The sequence below is a fragment of the Nonomuraea muscovyensis genome, assembly GCF_014207745.1.
GTDB classification, from domain to species: domain Bacteria; phylum Actinomycetota; class Actinomycetes; order Streptosporangiales; family Streptosporangiaceae; genus Nonomuraea; species Nonomuraea muscovyensis.
Genome location: NZ_JACHJB010000002.1, coordinates 473,572 through 494,751, shown reverse-complemented (window position 1 = coordinate 494,751; position 21,180 = coordinate 473,572). Strand labels below are relative to the sequence as shown.

The window sequence follows — 21,180 nt, the reverse complement described above, 5'->3', positions numbered from 1 at the left end:
TCATCATGTCCGACTATCTTGTCCAGGTCCGCCACGCCGACGGTCTCTCGCTGAACATCACCAACGGTCGAACCAACCTGACCACCGCCTGGAACCCCGAAGACGGCTCCTGGCTGGCCACGGAGCTCTTCCTGGCCGGGCTCGGCGCCTGCATGCTGGCCACGTTGATGAGCTACGCGCAGACCAACCAGATCGACGTCACCGGCGCCGGCGTGCGGGTGACGGCAGAGAGCGCCGCCCGCCCGATGCGCATGAGCCGCATCGACATCACCTACGAGCTGCCCGGACATCTGACCGAGGCGCAGGTCCAGTCGCTCGTCCGGGCCGGCGACCGGTGCAAGGTGCACAACACCATGGAGCAGCACCCCGAGCTCGTGGTGCGAGCCGAGACCAGCACCACCCCGGCCGGCGGGAAGCCGTGACCACGACCGTCGACGTCCCGCGGGACACTGATCGCCACAGCCCCACCGGCCGCCGGTGGGCGGGCTGGGCCGTGGCCACGCTCGAAGCCGAAAGCGGCCGCACCGCCGACACCCACCTGCACCAGGTCCCGTTGCCCCCCGGCTGGGACGTCCTGCTGTACCTGAAGGACGAGTCCAGCCACCCGACCGGCAGCCTCAAGCACAGGCTGGCCCGTTCCCTGTTCCTGTACGCCGTCTGCAACGGTTGGCTCGACGAGGACACCCCGGTCATCGAGTCCTCCAGCGGCTCGACCGCGATCAGCGAGGCCTACTTCGCCCGGCTGCTCGGCCTGCCCTTCATCGCGGTCGTCCCACGCAACACCAGCGCGGAGAAGATCGCCCTCATCCAACGGCACGGCGGCACCTGCCACCTGGTCGACGACCCCACCATGGCGGACGGCGAGTCACGCCGCCTGGCCGAGCGGCTGGGCGGCCACTACATGGACCAGTTCACCTACGCGGAACGCGCCACCGACTGGCGCGGCAACAACAACATCGCCGAGTCCATCTTCACCCAGCTCCGCCACGAGCCGTACCCGGAGCCCCGCTGGATCATCGTCGGGGCCGGGACCGGCGGCACGAGCGCCACCATCGGCCGATACCTCCGCTACCGCCGCCACCCCACCCGGCTCTGCGTCGTCGACCCGGAGAACAGCGCCTACTTCCCCTCGTGGGACACGCAGGACCCGGGGTACCGGACCGGACGAGGGTCTCGTATCGAGGGCATCGGCCGGCCCGGCGTCGAGCCGAGTTTCCTGCCCAGCGTGATCGACCGGATGATCCAAGTGCCGGACGCCGCCTCGATCGCCGCGGCCGAGGTGTTCCACCGGCTCACCGGCTTCTTCGCCGGCCCGTCCACCGGCACGAACCTCTACGGTGCGCTGCGCACCGTGTGCGAGATGCGGGCGGCCGGAGAGAGCGGCAGCGTGGTCACCCTCTGGTGTGACCAGGGCGAACGCTACACCAGCTCCTGTTTCGCCCCGGCCTGGCAACGTGCCCAAGGGCTCGACGTCGCGACGTACGCCTCTCTCGTGGAAAAGGCCATGACCGAGGGCGTCTGGCCGGACGACCTACCCGCTACCCCGTCCCCACATGACCTTGGGGTGAAATGAGCGGCCAGCACGTCGGAGGCCTTCCAGAGCGTGGACGAGGGCCCTCCTCGTTGATTCACCGGACGGTGTGCACACGCTTGCCCAGCGGACCAGTTCTCCTTGGGCTGCCGGGACTTCGTCGAGGACGAGCGCTCTGAACCGCATGCGTTTCAGGTGTCCCTCCACGACGAGCGTCAGCAGGTCGCCACAGTAGGCCGAAAGGGTGTCTTGTGAGGTTCTGAGGCTCTGAGTGCGCGTGATTTGCGCGGGATTTCGGTAGCCGAGTTCACAGTCGGCGCCGGGGCGTTGTATTGCCCGCTATGGACGTGCATCGACAGAGTTATGCGGAATCAACGTGCTGGTCGAGGAGGCAACGCATGCTGAACAACTTGGGGAAGACGCAGGTCGGCCGGGCGGCGTTACGCCCCAGACTGGTGTCGGCCGGCTGGGACTATCTTGTGATCGTCGTCTGGCTGGCCCTGCTGGCTGCGGTGTTCGTCCCGTTGTATCTCGCGGGAGTACGGGTGTTCGATGGGCTCGGCATGGTGAGCAGCGATCTGCTGATCACCGTGCTGACCGTGCTGCCTACCGGAGCGTATCTGACCATCGGTGAAGCAGGGCGGCGCCAGGCTACGTGGGGCAAGCGACGAGCTGGACTTGCTGTGGTCACCGCCAGCGGGAAACGGCCCGGCGCGTTACGGATCGTGATGCGCAATGTCGTGAAGTTGCTCCCGTGGCAGTGCGGTCACATGGCGGTGTCTCGGCTGGCAGGCAACCACGAAGTAAGCGCCGCCATACTCCTTCTGGTTGCCGCGTACGCCTTGGCCGGGGCCTCTATCGCGCTGTTGCTGGTGCGCCGCGATCGGGCCGCTCTACACGACCTTGTGGTGGCCACTCGAGTCGTACCGTCGCCGTAGTCCTCCGCGCCATGTGCCATGGTGGTGACTTCACGCGCGATGAGCGGACCCTCCCAGGAAGTCCTGACAGGCCGGCCGGCCAGACGCCCTCGGTCATGGCCCTTTCCACGAGAGGGGCGTACGTCGCGACGTCGAGCCCTTGGGCACGTTGCCAGGCCGGGGCGAAACAGGAGCTGGTGTAGCGTTCGCCCTGGTCACACCAGAGGGTGACCACGCTGCCGCTCTCTCCGGCCGCCCGCATCTCGCACACGGTGCGCAGCGCGCCGTTGCGTCACCGCATGTCAGCGCAGCGCGCGAGTGACGGCTGCGACGTACCGGTAGAAGGCTCTCGTACGGTTGGCGGGATTCCCGATGCTCGCGCTGGTCAACTTCCCACCGACAACGAACTGCTCACGCTGACCCCGGCTCAGTTCGAGCTGCACGCCCATGCCTCTGCGGTTCTTGTTGGCGATGTTGCGCGGGCTGTCGCCCCTCAACGCTTCGGGCACTGTGGCCGCAACGGTGAAACCCGCCGCACGCAGCTCGGCTTTCACCTTGCCAATCAGCCGCTCGTCACGTCCGCCGACGTAGGTGGTCGGCTTCGTGCCCGATGCCCCGTGCCAAGAGACGGTGTAGTCGACCCCCTTGACGACCGCGAGCGCCCTGGGTTCGTCGAACCGGGTCGCGGTGATGTGCAGGGAGCTGTTTCCGGACCTCTTGACACCTTCGAACGAGTAGAAAGCGTTCCGGGCACCTGCGGCGTGGTCGGCCAGCTGCGTGGTGGGTGCCTCGATCGCCCCGCCGTGAATGGCGATGTGCGCCACCCTTGCCCGGCGCGGGACACGCTGGACGCGGCGGTAGGACACGCCCTCCTGTTCATGGGCTGCGAGATCGGCGTAGCTCGCGTAGACGTCACTCGCGGCGGCCGTCCCCGCCGCGACGGCATGCCCGGAAGGCACACAAGCGAACATCGCCACGCTCATGGTGATTAAGGGAATCGCCTTGTTCATGTGGGCCTTTCAACTGTCCTGTGGCCATCCTGTCAACGTCCGGCAAGTCTAATGATCACTACGCGTACCACGTCCCCGAAAGGCCGGTCTCACGGTGTGCCGCCACGATGGCCCTGTTCTGTGGAGCGCCCACACCGCGAACGCCACCGAAAAGGGCGTCGGCTGCCCCAACGGCATGGATCTCTCCGACACGGTGAAGCTGTGGGACCCGGAGCCAGGATGACTGAACACGGCCAGCTAGGAGATACCGCCGAGGCCAGCAGGCTCTGCACGGGCCTGGACCAGCGCCTCGATGGGGCGAAAACTGATCCGCTCTTCGTGGAGGTGGTGGGGCCGTATCACGACCCGCCGGAACGCGCGGTGGTGTTGTGTGTGGATGAGAAGTCGCAGATCCAGGCGCTGTCTATGACGATTTCCTGTCCAGCGGGCTGAGCGGGTCCCTCGGGCCCCGCCCAGGCACCGCGTCAGGCTGTTGGCGAAGGCGGCTCGCCGTCGGTGGTGACCCAGGCAGTCCTGACCGGCCAGTCGCGTTCGGGGCGGTGGGGGTGGACGCCGACGACGGCCAGCGGCGGCAGGTCGTCGAGTTCCGACAGCTCCCGCCATTGGTCCTGGGTCACCTCCAGGTACCGCAGTCCCTTCAGCTCGGTCACCGTGGCGAGGTCGGCGACGGGTGCCGCCGCGATGTCCAGCGCCCACAGGTTGGGCACCATACGGAGCGGAGCCAGCTCGACGGGACGCGCGCAGGCGATCGACAGCGACCGCAGCTCCCGGTTCCGGGCCGGCGTCGTCAGGTCGGCCGACTCCACATTAAGCTCCAGATACTCCACCGGACGGCCGCCGAGCGGGGTCAGGTCGGGCGAACCCGTGCTCGACAGCGCCAGCGAGCGCACTTCGGGCATCGCGTCGAGAAACGCGCAATCCTCCACCTCGGTCACCCGGACGTCCTGCACGAGCGGACCGGCCTGCCCGGCCCGCTCGCGGGAAGGCGGGCCGTCGTAGTACATGGTGTGCTCGGACAGCTGCGGTTGGTCCGCCTCGATCCACAGGCTCTCGTCGTGACGGACGTAGTCACCGCGTTCCAGCGCTTCCACCAGGCGGCGCAGGAATGTGGTCACCGAGTCGGCGACGTACGCCGGCCCCCGCGTGTAGTCGACTCCTATCGCGATGACCTGCCCGGGACGGCCGTTCGGCCCAGGATCGGTGTCCACGGCGAGCCAGTTGCCGCCGGTGTCGATCGCGAACCGGATCCAGCCCGGACGCAGCGACGACCTCCGGACCGTGTTCGGCGGCGTGGCATCGAACACCAGCTGGCGCCAGGGCTCGTAGTGCCACTCCCGCGCGATGTCGAGCCACTCGTCATCCTGGTCGCAGATCTCGGCGAGGGAGAGCCACGGGTGCCGGTCGAACAGTTGGTTCACGATGTCGCCGTCACCGTCGGCGATGCCGTACAGCGCGCGCAGGTCCGCGGGCAGCGCGACGCCGAGCTCCTCCTCCACGGCCGCGAGGTCCTCCTCGCTCGCGGGCCCGGGGAGCTCCTCCTCGTACCCGAGGATCTGCGCCATCAGCCGCCGGTAGCGGTGGAAGAGCCGCACCGCCTCGTCCGGATCACCGGCGGGAACCGCGGACTCCGGACCTTCCTGCTCGTCACCCCGATCGGGCGGTACGAACTCCTCATCTATCACGTGAAGGATCGGCGGCTTCTGCCGGGAGGATGTCGTCATGCCGCCGCAACCTAGCATCGGCCTCCGACGATACCGACATGCTGATCATCTCTGCACGTGTGCTTCCCCTTTGGCAGACTTGTCGGGACACCAACGCGCGTGTGGGCGGTCCAAGGTTCAGGCGAGGGCGTTGGCCAGGAGGGGAAGGTTGCCGATGGCATGCGCGCCGACACACAACAGCAGGTTGCGGCGGACCCAATAGAGGCCGACGAAGAGCAGCGATCCCACGGCGACCATGGTCAGCGCGGTGGCCCCGCCCGAGCCGGGCACGTGCGAACCGACGAACACCACATAGGACACGAGCGCGGCCAGCCAGGGCCGCCGGGTGAGGTCGATGACCCGCTCCATGAGGAAGCCGCGGAAGAAGAGCTCCTCGACGACGGCCGCGTTGACGATCAGGTGAATGCTCTCGGCGACCGACAGGCTCGCCACGATCCGCCCCGACGGCGACTGCTGGTCGGGGCCCGTCCCCGCGACAAGCCCGTACAAGGTGACACTGACCACCAGCGCCAGGACGGCCAGCCCGACGGTGATCAGGACGTCCCGCCCACGAGGGGCGTGCAGGCCCACCGATGACAGCGGCCGCCGCTCCACGGCCAGGACGAAGCCCAGCAGCAGCGCGGCGGCGATCCAGCGCGACACCAGGACGAGGTCGAAGTCCACCGCGCGATCGTCATCGCCCAATAACCAGGCCGCGCGCTGCACGAGCGTGGGGACGAACCACAGTGCCGCACCGACGGCCAGCGCCACGAGGGGCGGAACGCGGACGGCGGTCTTCACTTCGCCTCCCGGGCGCTCACGACCTTGATCTCGGTCAGGCGGTCGAGCACCCGCCGCCGGTCGCCCCACACGACCGGCGCCCAGTCCAGCCAGGCGAAGGGTCCCACCAGCAGGCTGAGCCGCCGCACGACACCGGCGACCGGGTGGATGCGCAGCCCGGCCTCGGTCACGACGCGTAGTTTCATGAGGCGCTTGCCCGGAGTCGTACCGGTCCGTGCCTCCAGCAGCCCCAGTCCGACGATCGACCAGAGCAGAGCGAGCGGGACACCCAGGCTGTAGAGCAGCCCGGCGTGGTCGTAGCCGGTGCCGCACTGCACTGGCGCGAGGGACACGCAGCCGTCACCGATCTTGATGTGCACGAAGGGCGGGAACGCCAGCGCGAAGCCGCTCCCCACCTCCAAGGTCCGGACGATCCCCTGAACGAGCAGCGCGATCGTGACCCCGACGAGCGGTAGGTTGTCGATCACGACCGCGGTGAGCCGCGCATCCATGGGAGCCGGCGGTGCGGACCGTAGTTCGGCGAAGGTGGCCGCCGCCTCTTCCGGGGCGCCGAGGCGGCTCAGGACCTGGGCTAACTCTCCCATCTCCGCGGCGTCGGACAAGTGCTCGCTGAGCTCCGCCTTCGCCCTGTCCCGGGCCGGGCCCGTCAGATGACGCCCGACCCTTCCCGTGTAATCGTCGATGATCTGCCGCTCGTCGGTCATTCCTGCACCTCACCAAGGGTGTCGAGTAGTTGTCGCATCCCGTCGACCAGGCCGCTCCACCCGGTACGCAGCATGGCGAGGTACGCGCGACCGTCTGGGGTGATGACGTAGTACTTGCGCGGCCTGGCACGCCCTTCCGCCTCCCAAGTCGCGAGGATGTGGCCGGAATCCTCCAGCCGGTGCAACAGCGGATAGAGCGTGCCCTCCTTGACCTCCAGGACCCCCTCGCCCGTCTGCCGCAGCACTTTCAGCAGCTCGTAGCCATATCGGCGGCGGACACTGAGGACGGACAGCACGGCCAGCTCGGTCGTGCCACGTGCGAGCTCGCGACGCAGACGGGCGATGGTCGCCGATTCCGGCGTCGCCTCGGTGTCCTCAGTCATGAGAGCATGGTATGACCCGATACCTTGCACGGCAAGGTATCGGGTCATACCAGTCTTCCCAGGTCGTGGCGATTGAAGGCATCTGGACCTGCTGAAACGCGCCCGCTCGACATTGAAGGAAGGCTGCTCGGGGCCATACGCTCCTGACCGGCGCATGGATGTGATCAGGGGTTCCATCCGCACTCGACCAGGGTCCCTCGATGGTGGTGAGCCGATCGGAGACTGGGGCGTCGGGAAGGGCGTGGCCGAGATCGCGGTCGCGGACCTCGCCGATCCAGCGGTCGTGCCGGTACTCCTGATTGATGATCGCCATGAGCAGGGTCGGTGCGACGATCTTGAGCTGGGTGGGGGCGCCGAGATACCGTCATCAGCCGGTAAGATGATCATGATGACGGACACGCGGCTGACCACCCACTGTGACGTTTCCACGGCCATGGCCCGCTACGACGACCGGGAGTTGGCCGAGCTGCTGGAGCGCGAGGCCGTGCCCCTCGGCACCGGCATCGGCGGGGCGTCCGCGCGGCTCGAGGTCGGCGGCACCTCGGTCTTCGTCAAACGCGTGCCCCTCACCGAGCCCGAACTGCGCCACCCGCACTCGACGGCCGACCTGTTCGGGCTGCCGCCCTTCTGCCAGTACGGCATCGGCTCGCCCGGCTTCGGCGCCTGGCGCGAGCTGGCCGCGCACACGATGACCACCGAGTGGGTGCTGACCGGCCGGTTCCCCGGCTTCCCGCTGCTGTATCACTGGCGGGTGCTGCCCAACGCCGAGCCCGCCCCGCTGTACGGAGAGCTGGCCGACATCGATCGGGCGGTCACGTTCTGGGAGGGCGCGCCCGGCGTGCGCCGCCGCCTTGAGGCGCTGGCAGGGGCTCCGGCGAGCCTGACGCTCTTCCTGGAGTACATTCCCCACAACCTGCACCAGTGGCTGGACGAGCGGGTACGCGCGGGCGACGCCGACCGCGCCTGCGCCCTGGCGGACCAGGGGCTGCGTGAGGCCGTGTCCTTCATGAACGCGGGCGGTCTTCTGCACTTCGACGCGCATTTCGAGAACATCCTCACCGACGGGCGCCGCTTCTACCTGACCGACTTCGGGCAGGCCGTGTCGACCCGGTTCGACCTGTCAGAGGAGGAACAGGCCTTTTATCGCCGGCACCTGACCTTTGACCGCACCTACACGCTGACGTACCTGGTGAACTGGCTGGCCGGCGCCTTCCACGGCGCCGACTGGCCGGGGCGTCGCGAACTGGTGCGGGAATGGGCGGCGGGAGAGCGGCCGACCGGCGTGCCCGGCGGGGTCGCGGCCCTGCTGTCGCGGCACAGCCCGCTGGCCACCGTGCTGAACGACTTCTACCATGAGCTGCAGAGTGAGAGCAGGAAGACGCCGTACCCGCTGGAGGAGATCCGCCAGGTGGCCGGACGGCACGCCCTGCCGCTCGATTGAAGGTCACCTACTGCTTGAGCGAGGCGCACGCCGATCGGGAAGAAGCTCTCCTCGGGTGAGACTCACTGGCCGCGACGGTCCTCCCCGACCTCCAGGCCATTGACCTGGACAACCGGCGCGCTCCCATCCTGGCCGAGGGCGGTGCCGACTCCCACCTCGGCCCGCGGCATCGAGCCTGACGGTGGCATTGCGACTTCGGCGACGCGTCCGGCCTGGCCGCAACCGAGCTCCCTGAGGAGGAGTTTCCACAGGTGACCAACGTGCCTGACAACCCTGGACAACGCGCCAGGCACGTTCGTGGGGGCCCACTTGTGGGCGGCCGGGCGCAACACGTGGGCTGCCCTCAGCCCGAACTTCGCCAGCAGGGTCCGCACCTCACCGGGCACCGTCTCGGGGACGTGCTCGGCGAAGGCGCCGAGCAGCGGCTCCCCGCCCTCGAACAGCGCCCTGGCCTGGTCCACCTCGCCGACCACCACGCCGGAACCCAGGGCGGCGTGCCCTCGTCCGGCCCGATCCGGCCAGGCAGCGCGCGCCCAGCAGCGTCGACTTGCCCGAACCCGTGATCGCTATCCGCTCGGCCCAGCCGATCTCCGAGGTTCGCCGGGCCGAGCGTGAAAGCGCCCCGCCGGACCACCGCGCCGCGCAGCGTGGCCACCGGGCCAACCCCAGGACCGTCAGGCTCGTCACCCGGATGGGATCCTCTGCAGGGTCTCCCCCCTCGCGCCGGTGACGACGAGCCTCCGCACGTCGACCCCCGAGGGATACTCCACGGCCCACAGCCCGAGCCCCGCTCCGACACTTCGTGTGAGGTTCCCTGGAAGCTTCCTCCCGTCCTTGGTGACAGCCGTCACCCCGTGAACGTCGTCCTTGGCCACACCGAACCAGACGTCCATACCGCGAAGCTTGCCCTGCGTGCGAGCGAACTCGTTGGCGGCGAGTGGAGGAAATCCGGAGCAGGAGCTACCGTTCGGCCCGCTCTCGCACAGGAGGAGCTCGTTCTTGCGGGGGGCGTTGCTCAGCCACATGACAAGCGGTGGCAGGGAGGCGATCTTTCCCCTGGGGGGATACTTCTTCTTCAGTTCCGCGAATCCCTTGTAGGCGGGTCGAGGCGTGGCTGTGACGGGCGGCTTGGCCGTGGCGGACGGCGCAGCGGGTACAGCCACGGCTACGCCGTCCCGCTGCCCCGGCCACGGGCCAACCGTCCAGGCCGCAATGACGGCCGCGACTGTCACCGCCGCCGTGATCCCGGCGACGGCCGCATGATGACGTCTGCGCATGGCGCGTCCTGCCGCAATGGCACGGTTCACGTCCACCGCGGTAGGTGGCTGCTCCTCGCGCGCCAGCGAGTCGAACACCTGCTTGACATCCATCAGCATTCCTCCGCACGTGCTAGACGGGATTCCGGTTCGCCGAGCATCGCGCGCAGAGTGGCGAGGCCGCGGGCGGTCTGGCTCTTGACGGTTCCGGTGGAGCAGCCCAGCGCGTGGGCGGTCTGCTCCACGCTCAGATCGCAATGAAAGCGCAGTACGAGGGTGGCGCGCTGGCGCGGAGGGACGGCGATGAGGGCCCGGCGGATGTCCATGGCCATGTCCTGGTCGCCGCTTTCGAGCGGCTGGTGGGATATCGCGGACGTCAGCCGTACCCGCGAAAACCAGCCCCTTCGCTGTTCGGCAAGGAAGACCCGGATCAGCATCACCCGCACGTAGGAGTCGAGGTCGTCGGCCGCCCGCGCCTGGCGCCATTTGACGTATAACCGCGTTATCGCTGTCTGTACCAGGTCGTCCGCGCGGTGCCAGTCCTGGCACAACGAGTAAGCGATCTTCCGCAACCAGGACAACCGGCCCCTCACGTAGGCGGTGTACTCCTCATCAAGGCTCATGGGACTCCCAGATAGATGGCTTCACACCAGAGGAGATGCCGCCGGCCCGGCCGCGGGTTGCATGGAACGGGCCGGCTACGGACTTTCGTCTCCGGATGCCGTTCCATCAAGATCGGCATCGAAGGCTGAGAACATTTCCGAGGACTTCGGTCACCAGACCGCACGGCCCTCGGCAACCAAGTCGTCAAACCCCGCAGTGCCGATCACACGGTTGAGCCAGTAGAGAGCACCGGGGCCTCATCCTGCGTCAACTTGATCATGAACGCTCTACCCGCCGCCCTGCCGGCAGACCCTCTGATCCGCCGGCGGCCTACTCGCACGTGTCGAAGTACTCGACCTCGTCGATGTACCCTTTCCACTCTTCGGGGCTCAACGGTCCGCGTGCCCGGCCGCAGACCGCCGTGGCGGCTGGCCAGGCATCGAGGAGACGCGCGCGCACCACGCCGTCCGGCGTGGCGCTGAACAGGGTCCGGCCATCCGCGCTGAACGCCAGGGTCGCGTTGAGCTCGAAGCCCACATCGGCATGGCCGTCGAAGATCGTCCCCAGCGGTTGCCGCGTGTCCGCGTCCCACAGCTGGATTCTGTCGCCGGTTGCGTACGTGGCGATGGTGCGTCCGTCCGGAGACCATACGAGGCTGTAGATCCCACCCCCGCCCACGGCCGGAGACCGGAAGCCGCTGGTGCCGCCGCAGTGCGGCTGCCAGAAGCCGTGCTCACGGAGGCGGAGACGGCCACCACGGTCTTGACCTGGCTCGCCACGCGTCCGGCGGGAACGCCAGCATGGCGAAGTTCACCAACCGCTACGGCGCCGAGGTACCGCTGGAACTCGTCATCGACCCCGACAAGGGGCTGGGCCTGCCTGAAGGACTTGGCCAACTGGCCGAGCCTCCCCGCCCGATGGCCCTGCGGGACCGCTCCTGCTGGAGATAGCCGGCACCGCAGCCGTCGAGCGCTGCCGGTCCGTAGCCCTGTCCGAGGAGATGATCGAACGCCTGGAAGCTTGGGGGCAATCTGCGGTCACCCCCCATATCGAACTGTGCGCGCAACTCCAAGCGGCCTCAACCCGGTGCCTGGACCGCGCAGACTTCCGTCTGCGGGTGGTCACCGTCTCCCGCGCTGCCGGTTCGATGACGGGCCGGTTCTGGCTGGCACCTGTTCCCCCACACCTGCGCCGCGTACACCAGCCTGCCCACGGTCGAGCCCGGCGCCGAGCTGGCGCAGTTGTCCTTCCACGCCGGCCGCGTCCACGCCGACCTGCTCACCCGCGCCCCACAAGTGCTGCCCCGGCTGGTCAGCGTCGGCGAGTTCCGACACCCAGACAAGAGCGTGCTGGTCGCGTCCGATCTGGCTGTCGGAGTCCGCGACGGCCGTCCCTATCTGGCCGAGGCAGCCACGGGGAAGCGTCTGGAGCTGCTCGCGCCGACCGCGCTCAACCTCGTGTGGAACAACTACACGCCGCCCCTGGCCAGGTTCCTGGCCGAGATCAGCCGCGCCCACACCGCCCAGGTGACATGGTTCGACTGGGGCGCCGCCTGGATCCTCCCGTTCCTTCCCACGCTGACCTACCGGCGGTCGATCCTGACCACCGCACGTTGGAAGGCCCCGAGCCCGGGAGCTGCCCGGCCGCGCCGCCACGTTGGACGAGTGGGCCGACCGGCCGCACGCCTGGATGAGCCGGTTCAGGGTGCCGGACCGTGTGCTCCTGGCCGAGGACGACCAGCACCTGCCGCTCGACCTACGCCAGGACATGCACCTGGATCTCCTGCGCGCCCACCTCGACGCCAGCCGTACCGGTGTCGCGGTCCTTCACGACGCGCCACCGCCGGACGCTGACGGCTGGATCGGCGGACGGGCCCACAGCCTCGTCATCCCGCTGACCGACCCGGCATGTCTCGACCGGATCACCGACGCCACGCTGTGCCACGGCTGGGCCGGTCTGCTGGCCGTCGCCCGCGCCGTAGCCGGTGACAGCCCCGCACCGGACCGGTTCGCGCCGGTCATCGACGACCTCACCGGACGGCTAGCCGCCGACCTGGATCGGCTGCCGAAGCCCGGATTCATAGAAGCCCGCGTCGGCGCGCATCTGGCGTTGGACGGCACGAACACGACCGGCTGGACCAGAGCCCTCCTGGTCACCTAACCCACGACAAGGAACCCGACGTGGACGACGAGCGCCTCCCGATCACCACCGACACGAACTGGTGGCACGCCACCGTCTCATTCCCCGACGCCGGGATAACGCCGGACGCAGCGCGGGCGCTGTCGGCCGCGCTGTCCGACCACCGCTACCACTTCCTCCGCAAGGACAGCGGCCTGCGCCTGCGCACCGAGCGGCCCGCGGCCGACCTTCTCGACCAGCTCACCGACGACCACATCGTGGCCGGACTAGAGCAGCTCGACGCCAGGCCCGGCCACAATGTCCTGGAAGCCGGAGCCGCCACCGGATGGCTGAACGGCGGTTCGGCTGGGAGCACCTGCCCGACAGCGTCCGCGACGCCGTCCGCCACCTGACCGGTTGAATCTCCCGGCGCGGAGGGAGGCGAGGACCTGACCGCCGGGTGAGGGGCTCACCCGTTCCTCCGGTAGCGAGGTGGGCCGCTCCTGAGCCCGGGGCCGCGTGCCGCTCGCGGTCCCGGGCTCCTTCATGCTCACCCCTGGGGGTCACCCCGCCTGGAGGTAGGTGCCCGCCACCACGGCGTGGACGAGCTGGCCCACCCCGAGACGGGCGGCTGCTCGGTCACCCTGGCCGTGCGCGCCATCACCGACGACTTCGGCCTGCCGCCCGACACCCCCGCCAAGCTCATGGCCGCCACCACCCGCCACCTCGCCCAGCACACCAACCCCGCCGACGCGGTCATGGCCGCAGCCCACGAACTGGGCATCGAACCGGCCGCCGCCCTCGAAACTCGCCGCCCTGGCCGGATAGGCCGCCCATGCCCCACAACGCTCGGCGCTTCCCTCATCGAGGCGGGTGGCGGCGCGGGTCACCCGGACCGGCTCGGCGAGCATCGGCCGGCGGGCGGCATGAGCGCCGCCCCGAAGATCGCACTGCGGGGCGGGCTGTGGTCGAAGGTCGTCACCCGGCGGGTGGTGAGACTCAGCTGCTCGCGGGGCCGGCCCCTCGATCCGGGTCGCGTTCCTGCGAGATGCGGCGCTGCACCTCGTCCCAGGCAAGGGGCAACTGGTCGGCGGGCACCTCCCAGAAGAGGAATGTGGAATCCCGCATCACGGCACGTTTGCGACGCATGGTCGTCTTATGCGGCTCGGTGGCGGCGTAGGCGTACACGGCGGCTTTGTCGGTCCAGGCGGATACGGTCCAGAAGGTGCGCTTGAGCAGCTCGGCCTTCAAGGAGACGCCCAGAGCACCTGGCGCTCGACAGGCCTGGCGCAGCAACCTCATGGAGGCCATCAGGAATCCTGGCACCTGGCGCAGCGATCTGACCTCCAAACGGGAGGCCATGATCAGCGCTTCAGGCGCGACAGGGGTGTCGACTTCGATCCAGGGCACGGTGGGCATGGGTGTCCTCTCAAGGGTGAGGTATGGCGAGATAACGGGGGGCAGACGTAGGCGTCCGCCCCCCGTCGGGGTGGGTCCGTGATGGTCCAGGCGGCCCTGGCTTGGCGGTGAGGGTGGCTGCGGCCCACGTTAGGGAGATCGGAAGGCCTGCGGGATGGCCCCCAGTCTTCGCCGCATGTCCCAGCGTCTCGCTCTGCGGCGTTCTCAGGTCAGCGAGCGGCTCGGCCAGCCCGGCAGGTAAGGAGGCACGTCATGGCCTCAGGCCTTCGCGGAACCCGGTCCAGCGCAGCGGCCAGGCGGCCGTGGTCGCGCGGCAACGGCTTCCAGTTGATCGCCGAGACCTCGCGGAGCTTGTCCATCCCGATGTGCTCTCGCAGGATCCCGCCTACCTGCTCATCCGAGATCCCCGGGTCGACCAGGACCGGGAGGATCACATCCATCAGCAGTTGGCGAGCTTCGCCCTTCTTGGCCCGCTCCGCCAGGGCCTCATCCCGTCTTGGCCTTGGCGTGCGACTCGCGTGCCGACACCGCCTGGTCGAACAGCGCGATGACCTCGTCCAGCTGATCGACAGCGGACTGAGCGACCAGCGCGAGCAGGATCGGGTAGCGGCGCTCCTCACGCTGTTCCAGCCCCCTGGACCGTCGAGCGGCGGCCCACCATGGCCAGGAACCGGCGCCGCTCCCGCGGCAGTATCGACAGATCCAGATGGTGTGCGTCCACCGCCCGCAGATACAGCAGCTTCTCAATTGAGACGCCGATCGCCGATGCCGTTGCCTCCACCGCCGGCGTCGTCAACCATCGCAGCCGCGGCATCCCGATCTCCGGATCATGCACCAGCAGCCGGTCCAGATCCGCTCGCATCGGCCGCGTCAGCAGGGTGCTCGACCTTCTGAGTGGTCAACGCCCCCGCGGCACGTCAGGTACTTCATCACCAGCTTCAGGTGATCACTGCGGGTCTGCGGGCGCTTCGTCGTGGCCCGCGCGTACTGCTCCAACATCCCCGGGAACACCGCCATCTGACCCGCCAACCGCACCGATGCAGCCTGCGGAACCTTCTGCAGGTCGTCGGGGATGTACCCGAGCCACGGCAACGTGCACAGTTGCACGGCCAGCCCCAAGCGCGCTTCCGGCCCCGACCCGGCGCATCCAAGAACGCGTGCTCACGCGACGTCAACGTGAAGTACTTGATCAACTCCTCGCGCCCGATGTCTAGGAACGACCGAAGACGCTCCCTGCTCATCCGACAAAAACCTCGTCGACATCAACCACCCCACGCGCCACAGATCACCCAGACTCGCGACGAACCGTAACGGAGATGATCAACAAGAACCGTGGAACGCGAGAAACCACAGGTCAGGCGTACATCCGTTGGATTTCCGCCGTTTGCGGACCTCCTCACCCCGCCCGAACCCCCCTCCTGGCCGAAGCCCGCACGAAGCACCGGCCCCGGACCCGGCCGGCCGGCCTGCGGCGTGTGATGCTGGCGGGCGGCCTGGTCGCGGCGATGGCCGCAGGAGTGATCGCCGTCCAGACGTTCAACTCCTCCGCGCCCGCAAGCGCCGCCGGGTCCTGAGGCTGGCGGCCGACGCCGCGACCGCCACCCCGTGGCCGCAACCCCGTGACGACCAGTACCTCCGCTACGAGCGGATCGCAGAGACACGCAGCGAAAACGGGGTTCCCAACGTCGGTCCGCGCCACATCACGGGCGAGGTCTGGCAGTCTGTCGACGGCTCCCGCCCAGGACTCCTCTGGCACAAGCCGTCGAAATCCAGGCCACAAGACCGCGAGTACAAGGAACTCCTGACCCGGTGCCCCCGAACGTGGCGCGGGGCGCCCTGCCTACGCCGACCTCCGAGAGTGGCCGACCGACCAGGAGCAACTCCGGCACAAGCTGGCCGAACGCGGTAACGAAATGGTCCCCAACAAGGACACAGCGACCCAGCCCTGGAACGGCGTCCTCAACATCCTCGGCAGCCCGGTCCCGCCCAAGTAGCAGGCAGCCATCATCAAGATCGCCGCGACCCTGCCGGGTATCGAGACGGAAGAGCTCAAGGACGCCACCGGCAAATCGGGCATCGCCGTGACCCGGGTGGACAGCCGAGGCCCCGGGGGCGCCATCTCCCGCGAATCGCTCATCTTCGACAAGACCTCCTACGTCCTCCTGGGCGGCCAGGAACTCGTGCCGGGGCAAGGGCGTGAACTCTGGTCCATCACCCGTCCGCAGATCAGCGCGTACTCCCGGCCTGGTCCAAGTCCTTGAAGCGGAGAGGCTGCGTCTGAGCCTGCGTCCACCGGACGACGGGCGGGCCGCGCCGGCCGCCCGCCTGCCATGATCCAGCGGCCGGGCGGCCGGCGCCGCCCCCAGCACCACCCCCGAGCGAACGCCTCGTGCGAGATCAGCGACGGGGTCGGCACCATGTCCTTGTGTTCGATGCATCATCCACGGGCCAGAGACCTCCAGTTGAGGCGATCAGGCACCGAAGCCGGACGTCACGCTTCGCTCAAGATCATTCTCAGCGCCAATGACTGTTCCCGGGTTCCTCAACCCCGAGCTTGCCGCTGATCTTCTCCTCGAACACCTTCAGGCAGATCGGGTCGAGGGCGTCGTGCTGCCGTTGGGTGTTCCGCTCGTCGGTGCTGACCCAGACCAGGCCGATAACATCAACGACGGCCCTCAAGGCCGCCGGGCGAATCGGGCGGCCCGTCAAGCGGATCCACGGGCCCCGAGAAAGAAGCCCTGGGCGTCCTGGCCATCGAAATCGTCACCCGCCCACGATCTGGACCAACATCTACCTGCGGGAACTCCTCAGATGGCGGCTGGAGGTAGCCCCCTTACCGACAGAGCTACGCCGAGCGCGGCCCACGCGGGCGTTCATCAAACGTTCGCTAGCTGAACACGCGAACGACCGTCCGTCGGTTCAACAGCCAGGGGCAGGCGGCCAGGCCCGGGGTGGTGAAGTCGACCTCTTTGAGCACCGGGTTGAAGGCTGCGGGGATGCGCGCGAGCTCGTCGGTGGCGTAGGCGCCGAACCGGGTGATGTGCGAGCGCAGGTAGGGCGAGAGGGCGGCGAGCTCGTCGGCGGTGATGGTCCAACCTTCGGCGACCAGTTGCCGGACGGCGTCCATGATGTCCAGGGCGTTGTGGAAGATGACCAGTTCTCTGAACTAGAAACCACACGGTACGCGGAGGGGAAACACGAGAACAGTTCTCAACGAAGCGGCCCGCACCGGAGAGACGCAGACCGCTCGGCTTGACCGTGTAGGATCCGCTGAAATCAGCGACGACTCGAATTCTGGTTCTCCCGGATGACCAGAACAAGGGTGACCACCGAGGTCGGTAACAGAATGAGCAGCCCTCCATTGAGCAGCAACTGGCCCGCGGCAGTGGAATTGGTGCCAGTGGATATCCAGACGGCGATGGAAGTGACCGTCATGGCCAAGCCGACGATATTGAGTGCTAAGAGCGCAAACTTTAGCTTTCGGTTTTGTCTCACGTAAGACCCTCTGCTGATGGACGATTGTAGCCGAATGGTATCTCGTTCGGGTAAGCGAAGACGTCAGCGTCCGTTCGAGCATGGTTATTATGACAGGGCTCCTGGCCGAGCGTCGGAAGGGGAGCGGCGCGGTCGGCGATGCCGGAGAAGGCGGGCATGCCGAGGTTGATGGTGGTAGCGCGGCGAGCTCGTTCGTCGAGCTGAGCGAGCTTGTCTTCGGCGCCAGCCAGGCTGACGCGAAGTCCTTCGATCTCGCCGAGCGAGCCTTCGCGTTCAGCCTCGGCGATGCGGGCTTCGAGGTTGTCGCGGATCTCGGCGATGCGGTCGCGTTGCTCGGGTGAGGCCAGTGGAGTGGGCCGCGTAGGCAACTGTGCTCATGTATGCATGGGGTGCCGAAGGCGCGTCCGCAGGTGCCGGTGGCGACCTTTCTCATCTCGAAGTGTCCGAGGAATTCTTGCCATTCCTCGTCGGTGGGGGCGCGGTATTCGTCGGTGGGGCGCAGGGCGCGGCGGCGGGAGAGGAAGGCCAGGTGGGCCTGGATGACCTCGTCGGGATAGGCGGCCTTGTAGTTCAGCGTGACGTTGATGTCCTTGTGTCCAGCGATGACCTGGGCGATGTGTGGAGGCAGCCCGATGAGAATGGCATCGGTCAAGAACAAGCGGCGAAAGTCATGCGGGGTGAAGAGCAACGGCCCGCCTGTTGCGTCGATGAGTCCGGTCTTGGCCAGGCCTGTGTTGAGCATTCTGCGGGCGACCCACTCGCCGATGGCGCGCTGCTCGCGGACGATGCTGCTGATCTCACCGGGCGCGCCGAGATTCGGTCCGAGCACGGAGCCGAGGGTGCCCACCCAGACCACCAGGGCCGGCGAGCGGGCCTTGTGGTGCGGCCGCGCGAGGTCCCGAGCAACTCGCTGGCCCCGTTTCGACAGATTGTCTGCCTGGCGGCACCTGAACAGCGACAGAATTATCTGGCCGCGCACCCCGTACCGTCAGGTCCCGACCCCGACCCCCGCGGTAGCGTCTCTGCGGCTGTCGGCGACAGCACAGCGTGGTGACTGTTGACTATCTCGGCGTGACTATCTCGGCGGCGAGCAACTCGTCGTTGGTCCCGTTCTCTACGGTCCGGTCCGCCCACCGCAGGTGGAGAACTGGTGGCGATCCGAGCCACCGTGGGTCGCCGCCCAGCCTGTGGACCGGCCGAACCGAACTCAGCGAGAGCTGGGCCTGGTGAGCCCGTGGCGCGTATGCTCCGCCTACTTCCCCGCCCCATCCCCGGCGACCGGCGGTGCCGTTGTTGACGGCCTGGAAGTGCTTTCCGGCGACGGGCATTCCGAACGGAGTTCCGGCCGGGAAACGGTCCAACAGAGGCGATCCAAGGGACTATGGTCCCTGCCGTCGCCATGGCCAGGTGCGGGACGTTCGTTACATGTCCGCTCTTACCCCTGTGCCGGGGATGTCCCGGTGACCGATACCGGCGTGATCCCGGTTCCCCCCGACCCCGGATCGCCCGCCGCCCGCACGCTTCCGTTCGCGACGCCCGGCGGCGTGAGCAGAATGGTGAACGCCGCCGCCGCGGCGCCGTCGGTGCACAACACCCAGCCGTGGCGCTTCCGCCGTGTCGATGACGCGACCATGGAACTGTACGCCGACCTCGACCGGCTGCTGGCCGTCACCGATCCGATGGGGCGCGGGCTCGGCATCAGCTGCGGGGCCGCACTGTTCAACCTGCGGCTCGCGGTCCGGATGACCGGGCACGACGCCCGCGTCACGGCGCTGCCCGACCCGGCCGCCCACCCGGACCTGCTGGCCACCGTGCACGCCACCCCGGGTGACCTGCCCGACCAGGACGAGCGGCTGATGTACGACATGATCCCGCACCGACGGACCAACCGCTTCCCGTTCGACGACCGCCGGCTCCCCGGGGACGTCTTCGCCGACCTGGTCCGGGCTGCGCACGCCGAGGGCGCCACGCTCGTCCTTATCAGGGGGCGGACGGCGCGGCGTGTGCTCGACATGATCGGTACGGCCGACGCCACGCTGGCCGCCGCGGAGTCCTACCGCGCCGAGTTGGCCTGCTGGACGGATCCGAGCCGGCGCTTCGACGGCGTGCCCGAGCACGCCTTCGGCCCTCGCCCGCGCGACGGGAGGTTGCCCCTGCGGGACTTCGGCCTGGCCGGCGTGCGGTCAAGCGCTGACTTCGAGGCGGATCCGCAGATCGCGGCCCTGTTCACGAGGGGTGACGGGCCGCTCGACTGGCTGCGTGCCGGGCAGGCGCTGCAACGGGTGCTCCTCGCTGCGACCGTGCACGGCGTGGCGGCGTCGATGTTCAGCCAGCCCCTCGACCTGCGCCCGGTGCGGCATCGCGACAACCAGGCCGGGCCGCTCGGGCACGTGCAGATGCTGGCCAGGTTCGGGTACGGCCCACCGGTCCCCCGCGTGCCCCGCCGTTCCGTGCTCGAGGTACTCGACCCGGTGGAGGTCCCACATGTATGAGGTCGCCGACGTGGTGGCCCACATCCTGCCGGGAGCCCGCGGATGACGGAGCGACCGTTGCGGCGGGTCCGGCGGGATGCCGCCCACAGCCCTTTCATCGTCATCTGGGAGGCCACCCGAGCCTGCCCGCTGGCCTGCCTGCACTGCCGCGCCGAGGCGGTGCCCGACCGGCACCCCGAGGAGCTGTCCACTGACGAGGCCGCCGAGCTGATGCGGCAGGTGGCGGGCTTCGGCCGGCCCGCACCGCTGTTCGTGATCACAGGTGGCGACCCGTTCGAGCGGCCCGACCTTTTCGAGCTGATACGGCAGGCCCGCGAGCTCGGCCTCTCCCCCGCCGTTTCGCCCTCGGGCACCCCGGCGCTCACCCCCGGCAGCCTCGCCCGGCTGCGCGAGGCGGGCGCCGCCGCGATCTCGCTCAGCCTCGACGGGGCGACAGCCGCCGGGCACGACGCCTTCCGCGGGTACGACGGCGTGTTCGCCCGCACCATGGCGGCCTGGCAGGCCGCCCGCGAGGCGGGACTCAAAGTACAGATCAACACAACAGTGACGCGCCGTAACCTCACCCGGCTGCCGGACATCGCCCGCCTCGTACGCGACCAGGGGGCACAGTTGTGGAGCGTCTTCTTCCTGGTGCCCACCGGCCGGGGCCGCGCCCTGTCCGCGCTGAGCCCCGAGGAGGCCGAGGACGTGCTGCACTTCCTGTACGACCTCGGCACCACCATCCCGGTGAAGGCCACCGAGGCCCACCATTTCCGGCGAGTGGCCATACAGCGCCTCATCCTGGCCGAGCGCGGCGCCGACCACGCCGAGACGCTGGGGCCGCTCTACCAGGACCTGCATCGGCAGGCGCAGCGCGCCGGGCTGATCGGCCAGAGCCGGGTGCGCCGCCCGCCCATCGACGTGAGCGCCGGGCGCGGCTTCGTGTTCGTCTCCCACACCGGCACCGTGCACCCCTCAGGGTTCCTGCCGTTGGGCGCCGGCAACGTACGGGATCAGCCGCTGACCGACATCTACCGGTCCGCTCCCTTGTTCGTCGCCCTGCGCGATCCTGACCGGCTGGGCGGGCGGTGCGGGGCCTGCGAGTTCCGCACCGTGTGCGGCGGCTCGCGATCGCGCGCGTACGCCTGCACCGGCGACGTGCTCGCCGAGGAGCCCTGGTGCGGCTACGAGCCGGGCAGTTTCCCCTACCAGCGCGACCTCGCCCGGCATCTCCATGTGTCCTGAGCCCCCGGTCGAGGCCACGGCGGGCCGCTGGTGATGGGCTTCCTGTCGTCGGCCATGACCGCCGGGGATACCCCGGGAAAACGGTC

The 21,180-nt window shown here is 68.7% G+C and carries 26 protein-coding genes and 3 pseudogenes; 13 read left to right on the top strand and 16 right to left on the bottom strand.

Translation table 11 applies throughout. The annotated features are described in order from the left end of the window. Nucleotides 1-5: 5 nt before the first annotated feature. The 3 genes from FHU36_RS18840 (at nt 6) to FHU36_RS18830 (ending at nt 2,469) form a co-directional block, all read left to right on the top strand. A complete protein-coding gene (locus FHU36_RS18840; RefSeq protein ID WP_185085275.1) occupies nt 6-422 on the top strand; it encodes an OsmC family protein in 417 nt (138 codons plus the stop codon). After that, nucleotides 419-1,573 carry a PLP-dependent cysteine synthase family protein gene (locus tag FHU36_RS18835; protein WP_185085274.1) on the top strand — a complete coding sequence of 385 codons (1,155 nt, stop codon included), beginning with the start codon at nt 419-421 and terminating at the stop codon, nt 1,571-1,573. Before FHU36_RS18840 ends, FHU36_RS18835 begins: the two co-directional genes overlap by 4 nt. Before the next feature lie 356 nt (nt 1,574-1,929). Then, nucleotides 1,930-2,469 (top strand): RDD family protein, encoded by a 540-nt coding sequence (locus FHU36_RS18830; RefSeq protein WP_185085273.1) that lies wholly within the window; start codon nt 1,930-1,932, stop codon nt 2,467-2,469. A 281-nt stretch (nt 2,470-2,750) separates the two neighbouring features. Here FHU36_RS18830 and FHU36_RS18825 read toward each other — a convergent pair whose 3' ends face one another. Then, the gene (locus FHU36_RS18825) at nt 2,751-3,458 is read right to left on the bottom strand and encodes a poly-gamma-glutamate hydrolase family protein (protein ID WP_185085272.1); all 708 of its coding nucleotides are present in this window, start codon (nt 3,456-3,458) and stop codon (nt 2,751-2,753) included. Nucleotides 3,459-3,677: 219 nt separating this feature from the next. Here FHU36_RS18825 and FHU36_RS18820 point away from each other — a divergent pair, with 219 nt between their 5' ends. Next, entirely contained in the window at nt 3,678-3,890 is a 213-nt protein-coding gene (locus FHU36_RS18820; protein WP_185087766.1) for a hypothetical protein, read from the top strand. 32 nt (nt 3,891-3,922) lie between these two features. Here FHU36_RS18820 and FHU36_RS18815 read toward each other — a convergent pair whose 3' ends face one another. The 4 genes from FHU36_RS18815 to FHU36_RS18800 all read right to left on the bottom strand — a co-directional run bounded on the left by FHU36_RS18815 (nt 3,923) and on the right by FHU36_RS18800 (nt 7,046). Beyond that, nucleotides 3,923-5,179 carry an SMI1/KNR4 family protein gene (locus FHU36_RS18815; RefSeq protein WP_185085271.1) on the bottom strand — a complete coding sequence of 419 codons (1,257 nt, stop codon included), beginning with the start codon at nt 5,177-5,179 and terminating at the stop codon, nt 3,923-3,925. A gap of 117 nt (nt 5,180-5,296) precedes the next feature. Further along, a complete protein-coding gene (locus FHU36_RS46390) occupies nt 5,297-5,959 on the bottom strand; it encodes a CPBP family intramembrane glutamic endopeptidase (RefSeq protein ID WP_185085270.1) in 663 nt (220 codons plus the stop codon). Further along, entirely contained in the window at nt 5,956-6,663 is a 708-nt protein-coding gene (locus FHU36_RS18805; RefSeq protein WP_185085269.1) for an RDD family protein, read from the bottom strand. Before FHU36_RS18805 ends, FHU36_RS46390 begins: the two co-directional genes overlap by 4 nt. Then, nucleotides 6,660-7,046, bottom strand: a complete 387-nt coding sequence (locus tag FHU36_RS18800; protein WP_185085268.1) for a PadR family transcriptional regulator — start codon at nt 7,044-7,046, stop codon at nt 6,660-6,662. Before FHU36_RS18800 ends, FHU36_RS18805 begins: the two co-directional genes overlap by 4 nt. Nucleotides 7,047-7,431: 385 nt before the next feature. Between FHU36_RS18800 and FHU36_RS18795 the strand changes: the two genes are divergently transcribed. Continuing rightward, nucleotides 7,432-8,487, top strand: coding sequence for a BUD32 family EKC/KEOPS complex subunit (locus FHU36_RS18795; protein ID WP_246502494.1), 1,056 nt, complete (start codon nt 7,432-7,434; stop codon nt 8,485-8,487). A 62-nt stretch (nt 8,488-8,549) separates the two neighbouring features. Here the strand turns inward: FHU36_RS18795 and FHU36_RS44550 are convergent, their stop codons facing one another. The 4 genes from FHU36_RS44550 to FHU36_RS43575 form a co-directional block, all read right to left on the bottom strand. Beyond that, the gene (locus tag FHU36_RS44550; RefSeq protein ID WP_246502493.1) at nt 8,550-8,963 is read right to left on the bottom strand and encodes a hypothetical protein; all 414 of its coding nucleotides are present in this window, start codon (nt 8,961-8,963) and stop codon (nt 8,550-8,552) included. 207 nt (nt 8,964-9,170) lie between these two features. Beyond that, entirely contained in the window at nt 9,171-9,857 is a 687-nt protein-coding gene (locus FHU36_RS18785; protein ID WP_185085266.1) for a hypothetical protein, read from the bottom strand. Continuing rightward, entirely contained in the window at nt 9,857-10,366 is a 510-nt protein-coding gene (locus FHU36_RS18780) for a SigE family RNA polymerase sigma factor (protein WP_185085265.1), read from the bottom strand. Before FHU36_RS18780 ends, FHU36_RS18785 begins: the two co-directional genes overlap by 1 nt. Before the next feature lie 310 nt (nt 10,367-10,676). Further along, nucleotides 10,677-11,024, bottom strand: a complete 348-nt coding sequence (locus FHU36_RS43575) for a WD40 repeat domain-containing protein (protein WP_221496436.1) — start codon at nt 11,022-11,024, stop codon at nt 10,677-10,679. A 122-nt stretch (nt 11,025-11,146) separates the two neighbouring features. Between FHU36_RS43575 and FHU36_RS43570 the strand changes: the two genes are divergently transcribed. The 4 genes and pseudogenes from FHU36_RS43570 to FHU36_RS18765 all read left to right on the top strand — a co-directional run bounded on the left by FHU36_RS43570 (nt 11,147) and on the right by FHU36_RS18765 (nt 12,877). Then, nucleotides 11,147-11,296, top strand: a complete 150-nt coding sequence (locus FHU36_RS43570; RefSeq protein ID WP_221496435.1) for a lantibiotic dehydratase — start codon at nt 11,147-11,149, stop codon at nt 11,294-11,296. Next, nucleotides 11,284-11,911, top strand: a pseudogene (locus tag FHU36_RS46840) (lantibiotic dehydratase); the annotation flags it as partial. The gene FHU36_RS43570 and the pseudogene FHU36_RS46840, both read left to right, overlap by 13 nt. Before the next feature lie 70 nt (nt 11,912-11,981). After that, nucleotides 11,982-12,506 carry a lantibiotic dehydratase gene (locus FHU36_RS45695; protein ID WP_281394384.1) on the top strand — a complete coding sequence of 175 codons (525 nt, stop codon included), beginning with the start codon at nt 11,982-11,984 and terminating at the stop codon, nt 12,504-12,506. A 20-nt stretch (nt 12,507-12,526) separates the two neighbouring features. Continuing rightward, nucleotides 12,527-12,877, top strand: coding sequence for a hypothetical protein (locus FHU36_RS18765; protein WP_185085263.1), 351 nt, complete (start codon nt 12,527-12,529; stop codon nt 12,875-12,877). Between the two features lie 150 nt (nt 12,878-13,027). On the opposite strand, the gene FHU36_RS18760 is transcribed toward FHU36_RS18765, so the two are convergent. The 7 genes and pseudogenes from FHU36_RS18760 to FHU36_RS18730 form a co-directional block, all read right to left on the bottom strand. Continuing rightward, nucleotides 13,028-13,375 carry a hypothetical protein gene (locus FHU36_RS18760; protein ID WP_185085262.1) on the bottom strand — a complete coding sequence of 116 codons (348 nt, stop codon included), beginning with the start codon at nt 13,373-13,375 and terminating at the stop codon, nt 13,028-13,030. A gap of 88 nt (nt 13,376-13,463) precedes the next feature. Further along, on the bottom strand, nt 13,464-13,883 hold the full coding sequence (locus tag FHU36_RS18755) for a DUF3291 domain-containing protein (RefSeq protein ID WP_185085261.1): 420 nt from the start codon (nt 13,881-13,883) through the stop codon (nt 13,464-13,466). Between the two features lie 616 nt (nt 13,884-14,499). After that, a complete protein-coding gene (locus FHU36_RS18750; protein ID WP_185085260.1) occupies nt 14,500-14,745 on the bottom strand; it encodes a hypothetical protein in 246 nt (81 codons plus the stop codon). Between the two features lie 8 nt (nt 14,746-14,753). After that, nucleotides 14,754-15,005, bottom strand: a pseudogene (locus FHU36_RS18745) (DUF4158 domain-containing protein); the annotation flags it as partial. A 1,392-nt stretch (nt 15,006-16,397) separates the two neighbouring features. After that, nucleotides 16,398-16,592 carry a recombinase family protein gene (locus FHU36_RS18740; protein WP_185085258.1) on the bottom strand — a complete coding sequence of 65 codons (195 nt, stop codon included), beginning with the start codon at nt 16,590-16,592 and terminating at the stop codon, nt 16,398-16,400. 178 nt (nt 16,593-16,770) lie between these two features. Further along, nucleotides 16,771-17,040, bottom strand: a pseudogene (locus tag FHU36_RS18735) (Tn3 family transposase); the annotation flags it as partial. Between the two features lie 119 nt (nt 17,041-17,159). After that, nucleotides 17,160-17,324, bottom strand: coding sequence for a hypothetical protein (locus FHU36_RS18730; RefSeq protein ID WP_185085257.1), 165 nt, complete (start codon nt 17,322-17,324; stop codon nt 17,160-17,162). A 143-nt stretch (nt 17,325-17,467) separates the two neighbouring features. On the opposite strand from FHU36_RS18730, the gene FHU36_RS18725 reads away from it, so the two are divergent. The 4 genes from FHU36_RS18725 to FHU36_RS18710 all read left to right on the top strand — a co-directional run bounded on the left by FHU36_RS18725 (nt 17,468) and on the right by FHU36_RS18710 (nt 21,094). After that, complete coding sequence (locus FHU36_RS18725) at nt 17,468-17,719, top strand: hypothetical protein (RefSeq protein WP_185085256.1); 252 nt, start codon at nt 17,468-17,470, stop codon at nt 17,717-17,719. A gap of 35 nt (nt 17,720-17,754) precedes the next feature. After that, nucleotides 17,755-18,432: a hypothetical protein gene (locus FHU36_RS18720; RefSeq protein WP_185085255.1), complete on the top strand. Its 678-nt coding sequence runs from the start codon at nt 17,755-17,757 to the stop codon at nt 18,430-18,432. A gap of 406 nt (nt 18,433-18,838) precedes the next feature. After that, nucleotides 18,839-19,870: an Acg family FMN-binding oxidoreductase gene (locus tag FHU36_RS18715; protein WP_312891682.1), complete on the top strand. Its 1,032-nt coding sequence runs from the start codon at nt 18,839-18,841 to the stop codon at nt 19,868-19,870. Nucleotides 19,871-19,912: 42 nt separating this feature from the next. Beyond that, nucleotides 19,913-21,094 carry a TIGR04053 family radical SAM/SPASM domain-containing protein gene (locus tag FHU36_RS18710; RefSeq protein ID WP_185085254.1) on the top strand — a complete coding sequence of 394 codons (1,182 nt, stop codon included), beginning with the start codon at nt 19,913-19,915 and terminating at the stop codon, nt 21,092-21,094. Nucleotides 21,095-21,180: the final 86 nt, after the last annotated feature.